Annotated in this window: 11 protein-coding genes; 7 read left to right on the forward strand and 4 right to left on the reverse strand. The window is 64.2% G+C overall.

Features of this window, described 5'->3' with window-relative positions; all coding sequences use genetic code 11:
- Window positions 1-62: 62 nt before the first annotated feature.
- The 4 genes from LU493_RS03360 to edd all read right to left on the reverse strand — a co-directional run bounded on the left by LU493_RS03360 (window position 63) and on the right by edd (window position 5,181).
- Window positions 63-1,010 (reverse strand): carbohydrate kinase family protein, encoded by a 948-nt coding sequence (locus tag LU493_RS03360; protein ID WP_275286374.1) that lies wholly within the window; start codon window positions 1,008-1,010, stop codon window positions 63-65.
- 86 nt (window positions 1,011-1,096) lie between these two features.
- Window positions 1,097-2,098 carry a D-hexose-6-phosphate mutarotase gene (locus LU493_RS03365; protein WP_275286375.1) on the reverse strand — a complete coding sequence of 334 codons (1,002 nt, stop codon included), beginning with the start codon at window positions 2,096-2,098 and terminating at the stop codon, window positions 1,097-1,099.
- Between the two features lie 25 nt (window positions 2,099-2,123).
- On the reverse strand, window positions 2,124-3,092 hold the full coding sequence (gene glk / locus LU493_RS03370; protein WP_275286376.1) for a glucokinase: 969 nt from the start codon (window positions 3,090-3,092) through the stop codon (window positions 2,124-2,126).
- Between the two features lie 202 nt (window positions 3,093-3,294).
- A complete protein-coding gene (gene edd / locus LU493_RS03375) occupies window positions 3,295-5,181 on the reverse strand; it encodes a phosphogluconate dehydratase (protein WP_275286377.1) in 1,887 nt (628 codons plus the stop codon).
- 290 nt (window positions 5,182-5,471) lie between these two features.
- Here edd and LU493_RS03380 point away from each other — a divergent pair, with 290 nt between their 5' ends.
- The 7 genes from LU493_RS03380 (at window position 5,472) to LU493_RS03410 (ending at window position 12,284) form a co-directional block, all read left to right on the forward strand.
- Window positions 5,472-6,605 carry a GNAT family N-acetyltransferase gene (locus tag LU493_RS03380; protein WP_275286378.1) on the forward strand — a complete coding sequence of 378 codons (1,134 nt, stop codon included), beginning with the start codon at window positions 5,472-5,474 and terminating at the stop codon, window positions 6,603-6,605.
- A 225-nt stretch (window positions 6,606-6,830) separates the two neighbouring features.
- Window positions 6,831-8,240, forward strand: a complete 1,410-nt coding sequence (locus LU493_RS03385) for a sigma-54 dependent transcriptional regulator (protein WP_275286379.1) — start codon at window positions 6,831-6,833, stop codon at window positions 8,238-8,240.
- 323 nt (window positions 8,241-8,563) lie between these two features.
- Entirely contained in the window at window positions 8,564-8,923 is a 360-nt protein-coding gene (locus LU493_RS03390; RefSeq protein ID WP_275286380.1) for a hypothetical protein, read from the forward strand.
- Between the two features lie 5 nt (window positions 8,924-8,928).
- The gene (locus tag LU493_RS03395) at window positions 8,929-9,480 is read left to right on the forward strand and encodes a hypothetical protein (protein WP_275286381.1); all 552 of its coding nucleotides are present in this window, start codon (window positions 8,929-8,931) and stop codon (window positions 9,478-9,480) included.
- Between the two features lie 2 nt (window positions 9,481-9,482).
- Complete coding sequence (locus LU493_RS03400) at window positions 9,483-10,148, forward strand: hypothetical protein (RefSeq protein WP_275286382.1); 666 nt, start codon at window positions 9,483-9,485, stop codon at window positions 10,146-10,148.
- A gap of 53 nt (window positions 10,149-10,201) precedes the next feature.
- Window positions 10,202-11,434, forward strand: a complete 1,233-nt coding sequence (locus LU493_RS03405; protein WP_275286383.1) for a hypothetical protein — start codon at window positions 10,202-10,204, stop codon at window positions 11,432-11,434.
- A gap of 136 nt (window positions 11,435-11,570) precedes the next feature.
- The gene (locus LU493_RS03410) at window positions 11,571-12,284 is read left to right on the forward strand and encodes a C39 family peptidase (protein WP_275286384.1); all 714 of its coding nucleotides are present in this window, start codon (window positions 11,571-11,573) and stop codon (window positions 12,282-12,284) included.
- Window positions 12,285-12,313 lie beyond the last annotated feature (29 nt).

The following is a 12,313-nucleotide window of genomic DNA, read 5'->3' on the forward strand; positions in this document are numbered from 1 at the left end:
CTCTCTCGGCAGCCTGGAGCTGTCTCTTTCTCGCCGGCCCGCTGGGCCGGCTTTTTTTGGCCTCAATGGCCGAGATCGTCGCGGGTCGGCAGGGCGGCGTAGGCGCCGGGGCGGGTCACCGCATGGGCGCCGCAGCGGCAGGCGAATGTCAGGGCATCTTCCAGCAGGGCGGCGTCGCGGTGCCAGTCGTCGTGGTAGCGCTCGACGAGCCGGGTCAGCAGGCCGCCGATGAAGGCGTCGCCGCCGGCGGTGGTGTCCACCGCCTGTACGCGTGGCGGTGCCACGCGAGTCTCGGTTTCCAACTGTCTCAGCCTTGCTTCGCCGGGTCCGTCGGTGATGACGATGGCCTTGACGCCGGCGGCCAGGCGCTCGGCCAGCCAGTCTTCCTCCGGGTGGTCGGTGCGCAGGTAAGCGAGCTCCTCGGTGGACAGCTTGAGCAGGTCGGCACCGTCCAGCAACTGGGTGACCAGGCTGATGTCCGCCCCACCGCCTTCCCAGAGATTGTGACGCAGGTTGGCATCGACGCTGACCAGGCAACCGGCGCGGCGCGCCATGCCGGCCATGGCCAGGGTGGTTTCGGCGATGGCCGGTTCGGTCAGGCTGTTGCTGCACAGGTGGAGCAGGGCGGGCTCGCCGAATACGCCGGCAGGCAGGTGGTCGAGACGGTACAGGAGGTCGGCGGCGGGCGGTCGGTAGAAGTCGAAGGTTCGTTCGCCCTCGGCATCGCGCGAGACGAAGGCCAGTGCCGTGCGCGCTTCGCGGGTACGCCGCACACCGGAGACGTCGACGCCGTGAGCGGCCAGTTCGCTGGCCAGGAAGTCGCCGAAGTAGTCCTCGCCGAGCATGCCGAGAAACTGGCTCGGCAGGCCGAGCCGGGCGCAGGCCACGGCAACGTTGGCCGGGGCGCCGCCGGCGTAGGGCGTGAAGGTTTCCGGCCCCTCGCGGGTGTCGCCCAGTCGGCTGGAAAGCATATCGACCAGGGCCTCGCCGAAGGCGATCAGTCGGTGCATCTGGCGTCTCCCTCTGGAGTGTGGTTGTTGGGTGAATGTCAGGCGACCGCATGGCCCCGGGCGAAGGACGTGCCGAAGGGGCGGGATCAGGTCGCCCGCGACAGGGTCGTGCCCAGCAGGTGCTGGGCGCCGGGCACCAGCCACACCGGGTCGAGCCGGGTATTGGCTGATTCGACGCACAGGAAGCGCCGCGCGGCCGCCGGGGACGTGTCGGCAGGCGGCGTGTCGCCCGGATTCCATACCACCGCCGAGTCGCTGCCCTGGCGGGCGATGCGCAGGCGGCGCTGGCCGTCGTCGAGCAGGGCCTCTTCGTTGCTGTGATAGATGCGATCGATGCCGCCACGTACGCCGAGCTCGCCTTGCTGCTCGCTCTCGGCGAAGTCCTTGAGCTTGTCGAGATAGCGGGCACCGGCCAGGCCTTCGACGCGGCAGGAGAAGGCATCATCCACCGCCAGGTAGCTGTGCAGGGCGCCGGTGATCTTCACCGGGGTCTCGCCGGTGTGCTCGGTGATCAGTTCGACATGCAGCCGCTGGGCGTTGGCCTGGATCACCGCCCGGGGCACGAGCTGGCTGTGCAGGCGCTCGAGGGGACTGAGATGCAGTTCCACGCCTTCCTCGTGCTCGTCCACGGCGTCGAGGCGCCACTCGGCCTTGCGCGCCGGGCCGTGCATGGGGCCTGATCGGTCGGGAGACTCGTCGGCGGTGTGCTCGTCGGCGAACCAGGGCCAACACAGCGGGATGCCGCCCCGGATCGCCCCGGGCAGGTCCTGAGGGGTGGGCGTCACCCAGAGCCAGCCACCGGGCGCCAGGGCCTCTTCATCCTCGGCTCGCGCAGCTTCGAGACCATCCAGAGCACCGGCGGAAGCAGAGCCTTCAGCTGTCGCGTCTTCGGGCGACATAGAAGCAGAGCCCTCAGCGGTCGCGTCTTTGGGCGACGCAGGTAAAAAGTGCAGGACCTGGGCGCCTTGCAGCGAAACGGCGAGTTCGCCCCAGGGTTCATTGGCCAGCCATACCTCGCGACCGGCCCATTCGGCACGGCGTTGGCCCTGGGTGGCGTCCAGCAGGGCGCGCAGGGATGCGGGAATCATAGTATCTCCTCCGTCGAGCGCGGCACTACTCGACCTCTGGGTTGTGCAGGGCCTCGGCGGCGCCCAGCAGGCCCGTCCAGGGGGCGGTGACCACGTGCACCGGGATATCCGCGGTGTAGTCGCTCATCCGGCCCTTGGCGGCGAAGGCCTCCAGGAAACGGCTATCCGGCAGCCAGTCCAGCAGGCGGGGCGGTATCCCGCCGCACAGGTAGACGCCACCACGTGCCCCCATGGTGAGCGCGGCATCGCCGCTGACGTCGCCGAGGATCTTCAGGAAACGCAGCAGGGTATCACGCGCCACCGGGTCGTCGCCCCTGGCCGCTTCCGTGATCTCGGCGGGCTTGTCGTAGCGCGGATTGGCCCCCTTCAGCGAGCAGTGGGCGGTATACAGGTCCAGCAGGCCCTGGCCGCAGAGCAGCCGCTCCACCGAGATCCGACCATAGCGGTTGCGGAAGTGGCGCAGCAGGTTCTGTTCGCGCTCGTCGGTGGGCGCGAAGGTCACGTGCCCGCCCTCCGTCGGCAGTGGAATCCAGTCGTGGCGGCCGGGGAAGACCCCGGCCACGCCGAGACCGGTACCGGGGCCGATCACCAGGCGTGCGGCATGGGGGGCGGTCGTGCCTTCCTGCAGGGTGACCAGTTCAGCGTCATCGACATGGGGCACGCCCAGCGCCTGGGCCATGAAATCGTTGATGACCTTGAAGAGGTCGAGATTCAGGGCTTCGCGCACGGCCGTCTTGGTGAAGTCCCAGTGGTTGTTGGTCATCACCACCCGCTCACTGTGGACCGGGCAGGCGAAGGCCAGGCAGGCCTCACGTGGGGCGCGGTCGCCGGTGGCACCGACGCGGGTCAGGTAGTCGCGAACCGCCTCGACGACGCCAGGGTAGTCGGCACAGGGCAGGCTCAGGATGTCATGGGGCGCGAAGGCGCCCGGGGTCACCAGGGCGAGGCGGGCGTTGGTGCCCCCGATATCGCCGATCAGTGCGGGTCGGGTCATCGTCAATTTGTCCCTTCTGGCCGTCAGGGCTGTTGCAGATGGTGAATCGCTCGTAGCGGCTCCGGCGACAGGTCTACGAGGGGGCGCTGTGAACCCCTCCCTGGGCGCTACCGACGCCATCCATGGCGTAGGACCCCCTCTACGACCAGTCCCCGGCGCTTCTCGCTATGCGCATTGGCGATATCGCTGTTCTGGTAGTGGCTCAGGCGTCTTCGTCGTGGATCTGGCCCTGCTGGCGGGCGAGGTCGTCGGCTTCGAAGCCACCGAAGACGCCGGCACCTTCTTCACCACGCATGGCCAGGTGGCGGAAACCAGCGAAGAGTTCACGACCGAGGCCCACATGGTAGTGGTCCAGCTCGGCGACATGTTTCTCGCGATCGGCCCAGACATGGGCATCCACCTTGGCCTCGAGGGTGCCGGCGTTGGCGTCCAGGCGCACGATGTCGCCGTCGCGCAGCTTGGCCAGCGGGCCGCCGTCCAGCGCCTCGGGGCTCATGTGGATGGCGGCCGGCACCTTGCCGGAGGCGCCCGACATGCGGCCATCGGTGACGAGTGCCACTTTGTAGCCGCGGTCCTGCAGCACGCCTAGGTAGGGCGTCAACTTGTGCAGCTCGGGCATGCCGTTGGCCTTGGGTCCCTGGAAGCGCACCACGGTGATGACGTCGCGATCCAGATCGCCGGCCTCGAAGGCCGCCTTCATCTCGTTCTGGTCCTCGAAGATCCTGACCGGTGCCTCGACCACGCGATGTTCCTCGGTCACCGCCGAGACCTTGATCACGCCGCGCCCCAGGTTGCCGTCGAGGACGGTGAGACCGCCGGTGGGCGTGAAGGGGTTGGCCACCGGACGCAGGACGTCTTCATCCAGACTGTGTTCCGGCCCCTCGCGCCAGATCAGCTTGCCGTCTTCCAGGAAGGGTTCCCGGGTATAGGCGGTCATGTCGGTGCCGAACACCGTGGGAATGTCGCTGTGAATCAGGCCGGCGCCGATCAGCTCGCGGAACAGGTAGCTCATGCCGCCGGCGGCCTGGAAGTGATTGATGTCGGCCTGGCCGTTGGGATAGACCTTCATCAGGCTGGGCGTCACTGCGGACAGGTCGGTGAAGTCTTCCCAAGTCAGGGTGATGCCGGCTGCGGCCGCCATGGCGACCAGGTGCATCGTATGGTTGGTGGAGCCGCCGGAGGCCAGCAGGCCGACCACGGCATTGACGATGGCTCGCTCGTCGATCTGCTTGTAGAAGGGGCGATAGTCGCCGCCGGGCTCGGTGTTGCGGATCGCCTGCTCGGTGGCGAAGCGGGTCAGCGCCTCGCGCATTTCGGTGCCCGGGTTGACGAAGGACGTGCCCGGCAGGTGCAGGCCCATCATCTCCATCATCAGCTGATTGGAGTTGGCGGTGCCATAGAAGGTACAGGTGCCGGGGCTGTGATAGGACTCGGATTCCGCCTCCAGCAGGTCCTCGCGGCTCGCCTTGCCTTCGGCGAACAGCTGGCGGATGCGGGCCTTTTCCTTGTTGGGCAGGCCGCTGGGCATGGGGCCGGCGGGCACGAACATCGCCGGCAGGTGGCCGAAGCGTGCCGCGGCGATGAACAGCCCCGGAACGATCTTGTCGCACACGCCGAGATACAGGGCGGCATCGAACATGTTGTGGGAAAGCCCCACGGCGGAGGCCATGGCGATGACGTCGCGAGAAAACAGCGACAGTTCCATGCCCGGCTGACCCTGGGTGACGCCGTCGCACATGGCGGGGACACCACCGGCGAACTGGGCGGTGGACCCCATGGCGCGGGCGGCGGCCTTGATGGTCTCCGGGAAGGTCTCCAGCGGCTGGTGGGCGGAGAGCATGTCGTTGTAGGCGGAAATGATGCCCAGGTTGGCGCTGTTCAGCATTTTCAGCGCATTCTTGTCCTCGGTACCGCAGGCAGCGAAGCCATGGGCCAGGTTGCCGCAGGAGAGCTCGGCACGGTGCACGCCGCGGCGATGCTGGTCGTCCATGCGCTGCTCGTAAAGGGCGCGGCGTTCACGCGAGCGTTCACGGATACGCTCGGTGACCTGCTGGACGGTGGCGTTGAGGGGCGTGGGGGCTTTGGCCATGGGGCACCTCGGCAGCGTTATAAAGAAATTTTGGTAAATTTAACAAAAATATCGCGAGTCACTCGGCCATGATAGGGCCTTTTTGGCCATTTTTGTAATTATTTTACCCAAAAAAATGAGGCGTTTGATGCCCTTCTTCCCGATGGCCCGTGGATGGCGGCCCTTGAGGTTCGCCATGTCGTTGCGTTGTTCGCGAGGCCGGCAGGGTGGCGAGAGACGGCGGGGCTACGCACAATGTAGGCGTTGCGCCGGTCGCTTGTCAGCCGGCTCGCCTTCGGTATGGAGATGTCATGACGCGATTACGCCTTGGAGAGCCATCGCCCATCGAGGCGATACCGGCGGCGTCCTGGAATGCCCTGGTCGGCGATGATGATCCCTTCCTGCGCCATGAATTCCTGTCTGCCCTCGAAGACACCGGGGCCGTGACGCCCGAGACCGGCTGGGTCCCTCGTCACCTGACCTTGTGGCGCGGGGACGAACTGGTCGGCGCCCTGCCGCATTATCTCAAGTATCATTCCTTCGGCGAGTATGTCTTCGACTGGGCCTGGGCCGAGGCCTGGGAGCGAGCCGGAGGGCGTTACTATCCCAAGGCGCTCAGTGCGATTCCCTTCACGCCGGTACCGGGGCCGCGCCTGTTGCTGGCGGCGGATATCGATCCTTTGCAGGCACGGTGCCGATTGGCCGAGGCGTGGGAGGCGAGCGATATCTCGAGTTGGCACTTGCTGTTCGCCGAGCAGGCCGAGGTCGATGTGTGGCGACAGGCGTGTCCCGAATTGATCCCTCGTCAGGGCGTGCAGTTCCAGTGGCGGGATCGTGGATTCGGTGATTTCGAGGGCTTCCTGGCGACGCTGACCTCCAAGCGCCGCAAGGCCATTCGCCGTGAACGCCGTCGGGTCGTCGAACAGGGGCTGACCCTGCATCGCCTGGAGGGCCACGAGATCGGTGATGCGGATCTCGCGCACTTTTTCCACTGCTATCAGATCACCTACCTGGAACGTGGCCAGCGTGGCTATCTCGATGAAGCCTTCTTCGAGCGGTTGCGCCGTGACTTGCCCGGATCATTGCTGCTGGTGCAGGCCCGCCTGGAGGGGCGCCCGGTGGCCGCGGCGTTGTGCCTGCAGGGGAGTCGCACGCTATATGGGCGCTACTGGGGCAGCGAGGTACTGGCCGACGGCCTGCACTTCGAGGCGTGCTACTACCAGGGACTCGAACATTGCCTGGCAAGGGGCCTGACCCTGTTCGATCCCGGTACTCAGGGTGAGCACAAGCTGGCAAGAGGATTCGCGCCGCAACGCCTGACGTCGTTGCACCACATTGCGGATCCTCGTCTGCGTGATGGCGTGGCGCGCTTCTGTGACGAGGAAAGCGCTCATGTGGCGGCCTACCATGAGGCAGCCGGTCGTGCCCTGCCGTTTAAATTTTAAACAAGTGTAACTGCTATAAGAGTAGAGCCCGCTACACTACGGTGGCGAGCGCGTGCCAGCTGAGCTAGAAATCGGGTGACAAGCCACGATGACAGAGCTCGTAGTTACAAGGCTCGTAACGACAACGCCCGTAACAACAAAGTTCTTATAAAGCTCGAACAGGGTATACCCGACAGCGAGCGGGGATACCTGAAGGTTCGCCCGACTCGCGGGGAGGGGTGTTCGATGGAGTCTCCGGTAGGCGTGAGACTGCTTGGCAGGGGCAGTGACCGAGATGCATCGCTTGGCGATACATTGCGGCAACGTGGGTGGCAGGTGCACAGCGATCATCTTTTCGAGTCCTCGGGTGCCTGTTGCTGTCATGAACATGTCGCGGAGAACGAGGTTGGTCTCGTCGTGCTCGATACCCTGTCGTCCGATGAGCTGCGACGACTCGAGGCGTCGATGATCAAGAGTCGTTGCCCATGGATCGGGTTGGTGGACGAGGAAGGATTGGCCGATGGCGATAAGCGTCGACTGATCATCAGCCTGTGCCTGGGCTACGTGACGTATCCCGTGGATGCCGACCGGCTCGATGGACTCCTGTGGAGTGCGACCGATCAGGTGCGTCTGCAGCGCTGGGAGAGCGAGTCCCAGCAGCAGGCGGCGGCCGAGGCGTTCGTGGATTCGGGCGAGTATGAAATGGTCGGCACCACGCCGGCCATGTGGCAATTGTTCAAGACGATACGCAAGATTGCAGCGGTCGATGCGTCGGTTTGCATTCATGGCGAATCGGGCACCGGCAAGGAGTTGACCGCCCAGGCCCTTCACGAACGTTCTCCGCGGGCAGCCGGGCCTTTTCACGCGATCAACTGCGGCGCCTTGCCCGAGAACCTGATTCAATCCGAGTTGTTCGGTCACGAGAAGGGGGCCTTCACGGGAGCCGGTCAGCGCAAGATCGGGCGTATCGAAGCCGCCGATGGTGGTACGCTTTTCCTCGATGAGATCGGGGACCTGCCGCTGGAGTTGCAGGTCAACCTGCTGCGTTTTCTCGAGACACGGCGCATTCAGCGCATCGGAGGGTTGAGCGAGATCAGCGTGGACGTGCGGATCCTGGCGGCCACCCATGTCGATCTCGCCAAGGCCGTCGACGACGGACGCTTCCGTGAGGATCTCTATCACCGGCTCAATGTCCTGCAGATCACGGTGCCGGCCCTGCGCGAACATCCCGAGGATATCGAGATCCTGGCGCGCTTCTTCTTCAAGCGATTCGCCAGCGACAAGCCGGCCTATCTGAAGGGCTTTTCCCGCGAGTCGCTGGCGTTGATGCGGCAGTATCCCTGGCCGGGCAATGTCCGTGAGCTGATCAACCGCGTTCGGCGCGCCATGGTGATGTGCGAGGGGCGGCTGATTCAGCCCGACGATCTGGGTATCGAACGGCGTCGCATTCATCGCCATGTGCTGACGCTGGATCAAGCGCGGGAACGCGCCGAGCGCGACTCTCTGCTGGCGGCCCTGGCCCGCAACAAGTATCGGATTCATCCTGCCGCCGATGAGCTCGGCGTATCGCGCGTCACCATGTACCGCCTGCTCAACAAGCACGGCATTCCGCGCACCCCGGGTGGGGCGGCGGCGGACGACCCGGCTCAGCTGTAGATTTCCCACCGTATTTGACACTGTTTTCGATGCCTGCCGACTCCCTTCGGCGGGCATTGTGCGTTGTGTGTCTTGCCCTCCTGTTCGTTCCTGCCGCTGTTTCATCTGCCTAACACTTATCGTAATGCCTTGATTCAACAAAGTATTGATAAGGGTTTCCGGGTTCGGGACGAGCTCCTGATCCTGAAATGTTTCATAAAGTTAACACTTTCGCGTGTCCTGTATTTCTCAAGTAATTGTAAACAAAAGAAAAACATAGTTGGCACGCGCCTTGCTTATACAAAGGGATACAAAGCGGCCCTGGCAAAAGCGAGGACACCACCATGACTCACCGAATTCGCAAGACGAGCCGGCTGTGGCGGGTTGTCTTCCTCGCGGGACTGGGCATGGCGTCGAGCGCCGCGGCCGAACAGCGCGGACCCGAAGTATTCGGCGGACCCGAAGTATTCGAGAGCCCAGCATTTGCGCGCCAACACGTGGTGCTGACGGACGAAGCACTCGATGGGATCCAGGGGCGCTATACGCCGGAATGGCAGGTGCCGCGAGTGGGGCAGGTGATCCTCTGGGACGAACGCCCCGGACACGATGCGGGGGATATTGAACGCAGCGGGCAAGCGCGACTGATGGACGGGGCCGGCAACCTGCAGCGTAACCACACCATCAGTCAACGAGACAACAGGTGAGCGACATGACAACGCAGGGGACAACAAGCCGCAACGTCGGTGTCGTGAGGGGGCGAATCATGCTGCTGGGAGCAGTCGGCATGGCGGCGGCGATGCTGCTGGGAGCGGGGGTCGAGGAAGCCCGGGGAGAACAGAATCTGCGGCCCGGGGTTCGGCCCGGTGAAGTGATCATCCTGCGCGAGGTGGAACCGGCGGCCTTCGGTCAATCGGACCGTGTCGGTGGGCCGATCAGGGCACGGGCGGATCTGCGTCGCAATACCGAACTCAATGAGGCGGTGACCCGCGAGACGCACCGCCAGCTTTCGGGCGTCAGAGCGGTGGTCTTGACCGACGACCGAGCGGCGGGCATCAGCAGCGGCGCGAGCCTCGGCATGCCGCAACTGCATCGGACGCTGGGTACCGACGTATCGGGGCGCTCGGGTTCCGTTTCGGCCCGTTCCGGGCAGGCGGCAGGCAGCCTCGGCGGCGGTTCGGCCGGCGGCGGGGTGGTCGGTGTCACATCGGGGCTCGCCGGCACCATAAAAGGCGCCTTGTCGCCGCTCACAGGGGAGCGCTGATCATGCGGCAATCCATCGCGATACGCCATTCGGTCGCAGCGCGTCCCGAGGTTCGAAACCTCGTCAGGGACACGATATTCGCGACTTGCCTGGGGATGATGATGGCCAGTTTCGACACGGCCAATGCCCAGGATATCGGGTTACGCAACAGCACGGTTCTACAAGGCAGTGCCCTGAGCCACGTCAGCGGCGTGGCAAACACCAACATGGCCGCCGGAGAGGGAAACCGGCAAGCCAACAGCGGTGCTCTGTCCATCGGTAGAGCGTCCGGCACGTCCAATCAACTGGTGCAGCAGGCGCGTATCGACGAGAGCCTGATCAGCCTGCAGAACGACGTGCAGATACAGGACAAGGCCTTCCGTCAGGCGAGCGGCTGGATGTCGGTCAATCAGGCGGCAGGCCAGGGCAATGTGCAGAGCAATGCATTCGGTATGGCTCTGGGCATCGACGTCAGCACCCTGGATGACAGGAACCTGCAACAGGTGCTGGCGAGTCAGCAGGGGCTGAACGGTGGCGGGGATGATGCCTCCGGGGACACTCGTCGCAAGGTCGAGATCGACAGTACGACCTTCAGCGGTGCCCGGGGGGTGATTCAGGTCAACCAGTCAGCCGGTACGGGGAACGCTACGCGCAACAGCTTCCGCATGAACATGGCGCTGGGGCAGTAGCGTCAATCAGGCAGTAATGACGCATTACCAATGGCTCATTCAGGAGAAAGACCATGAAAACATTCCAAAAAGCTCCGATCGCTCTGGCTGTCGCCGCTCTGATGGCCGCCCCTGTGGCTTTCGCCGACAGGAACGGTGGCAATGATTTCGACACCGACAGCCGCATCGACTCCGAGTTCGATAACAGCATCGACGTCGAGCTCAATCACGACAGCGATACCTACAAGGATCTCAAGGTCGATGTCCGGGTAAGGGCCCGCGATCCCAACTATGCCGGCGCCACGGTGGACAGCAAGCAGTTGATCAATGGCAATGGTGTGCGTAACACCGCCTCGACCAACGATGCCGATCTCGATGGCAATGCCCTGCGCAATGCCGCCGGCAATATCGGCGTCAACGTGGCGGCGGGCGACAACAACCAGCAGGCCAATGACGCGGCACTCGCCGCCTCCGATGCGGCTCGCGTGTTCGGTCAGGCTGCGTCCTTCTCCGCCCAGTCCAGCTCAGGCAACTGGACCAAGAACAGTGGCAGCCCGAACAACGCCAGCATGGGTGGCAATGCTCTGCGCGGTGCCAGCGGCAACATCGGGGTGAACGTGGCCGCCGGTGTCGGCAATGGCCAGCAGAACAGCCTGGCGGCGGCGGTCAACACCTCCAGCGGGTCGGCCGATGCCACCACCGGTGGGGTACAGTCCACCTATGGCAACCACACCACCAACAAGGGCCATAAAGAGACCTTCACCAACACCACGGACGTCGAAGTATCCGGCGTGATGGTGGGCGGCTATGCCGGTGTCGGCCGTGGTAGCGAATCCGGTACCTACGATGGCACCTATACTGGCCAGTCCGACCAGATCGGCGACCTGTACCCCGATACCTGGAATGGCACCGACAACGGTGACGGCGGGGTGCATACATCGGGCAATGCCACCGGGCACATCGACCTCGATCGCGATGCTCAGGGTGCTCAGGACCTCAACGAGGATGGCGGCGCCCTGGCCTTCAACGAAGGGGGTAGTCAGGAAGGGGAATATAGTGGCCGTCTTGGCTTCCGCGAAGCCGGCTTGATGGCCATGGGCGGTACGCTCTCCGGCAGTGTCACGTCGACCAATACCGTGTATGTGGCCAACGAGAACAATGCTGAACTGGGCGGCAATGCCCTGCGCGGTGCGGTCGGCAACATCGGCGTCAACGTTGCCGCCGGTACCAACAACCTGCAACGCAACTCCCTGTCCATCGCGTCGTCCGCTGCTGGCGGCACAGGCGGTGGCGGTGGTACCGAGTAACTCTTAGCGTTGCTTGGCATCCCACATGGGTGTCAGGACAAGGCTCAACACTCCCGGCCCGCTTCGCGGGTCGGGAGATTCTTTCCTTGTCGGGGGCCGATCTCGGCCTCCGACGATGCGGGACCAGGAGCGCACCATGAACTCCAAGCGTGTGCAGCGAGTCAAGGCAATGGTGACGGGGATCTGTCTCAGCGTGGCCTCTGTCGAGATGGCACTGGGGGCCAGCATGAGTCTGGGCAATGTGCTGTCCGACACCATGGTGCGCAAGGACGTGCAGTCCATCCGCGAGCGACGCTACGAGGATCTGGTCGAACAGCATACCGATTTTTCCTGTGGCGCCGCCGCCTTGGCCACGGTGCTCAAGTATGCCTATGGGCACACGGAAATCACCGAGAACGATGTCCTGGCGGGCATGCTCGAGGTAGCCGATCCCGAAGTCGTGCGTCAGCGCGGCTTTTCCTTGCTTGACCTGAAGCGCTATGTGGAAACGAGCGGTTACCGGGGGCGTGGCTATGAAGTCGATCCCGCGACATTGGATGAGATATCGATACCGGTGATCGTGCTGCTCGATCTGGAAGGCTACAAGCATTTCGTGGTGATGAAGAAGGCCAGGGGGGATCGTATTTATGTCGGGGATCCGGCGCTCGGCAACCGCGTGATGTCGCGCGATGACTTCATGGCGGCATGGAACAACATCATCTTCGCTGTGGTAGGAGAAGGTTATGACCGTTATACGGTTCTGCTCGATCCGCGTCAGCCATTGACGGCGCATCGTCTGCAGGACGTCTTCTCTCCGGCACCGCGAGACCAGTTGATCGATTTCGGTTTTCGGCACGCCGAGCTTTTCTGAACCTCGGGTTCGTCGGCCTGGTGTACCAC

Source organism: Halomonas elongata, assembly GCF_029081005.1.
GTDB lineage: Bacteria > Pseudomonadota > Gammaproteobacteria > Pseudomonadales > Halomonadaceae > Halomonas > Halomonas elongata_B.

Coding starts and splice junctions, on each gene's coding strand:
- LU493_RS03405 (WP_275286383.1), top strand. CDS start 10,202: ATGAAAACATTCCAAAAAGCTCCGATCGCTCTGGCTGTCGCCGCTCTG.
- LU493_RS03400 (WP_275286382.1), top strand. CDS start 9,483: ATGCGGCAATCCATCGCGATACGCCATTCGGTCGCAGCGCGTCCCGAG.
- glk (WP_275286376.1), bottom strand. CDS start 3,092: ATGACCCGACCCGCACTGATCGGCGATATCGGGGGCACCAACGCCCGC.
- LU493_RS03380 (WP_275286378.1), top strand. CDS start 5,472: ATGACGCGATTACGCCTTGGAGAGCCATCGCCCATCGAGGCGATACCG.
- LU493_RS03410 (WP_275286384.1), top strand. CDS start 11,571: ATGAACTCCAAGCGTGTGCAGCGAGTCAAGGCAATGGTGACGGGGATC.
- LU493_RS03360 (WP_275286374.1), bottom strand. CDS start 1,010: ATGCACCGACTGATCGCCTTCGGCGAGGCCCTGGTCGATATGCTTTCC.
- edd (WP_275286377.1), bottom strand. CDS start 5,181: ATGGCCAAAGCCCCCACGCCCCTCAACGCCACCGTCCAGCAGGTCACC.
- LU493_RS03395 (WP_275286381.1), top strand. CDS start 8,929: ATGACAACGCAGGGGACAACAAGCCGCAACGTCGGTGTCGTGAGGGGG.
- LU493_RS03390 (WP_275286380.1), top strand. CDS start 8,564: ATGACTCACCGAATTCGCAAGACGAGCCGGCTGTGGCGGGTTGTCTTC.
- LU493_RS03385 (WP_275286379.1), top strand. CDS start 6,831: ATGGAGTCTCCGGTAGGCGTGAGACTGCTTGGCAGGGGCAGTGACCGA.
- LU493_RS03365 (WP_275286375.1), bottom strand. CDS start 2,098: ATGATTCCCGCATCCCTGCGCGCCCTGCTGGACGCCACCCAGGGCCAA.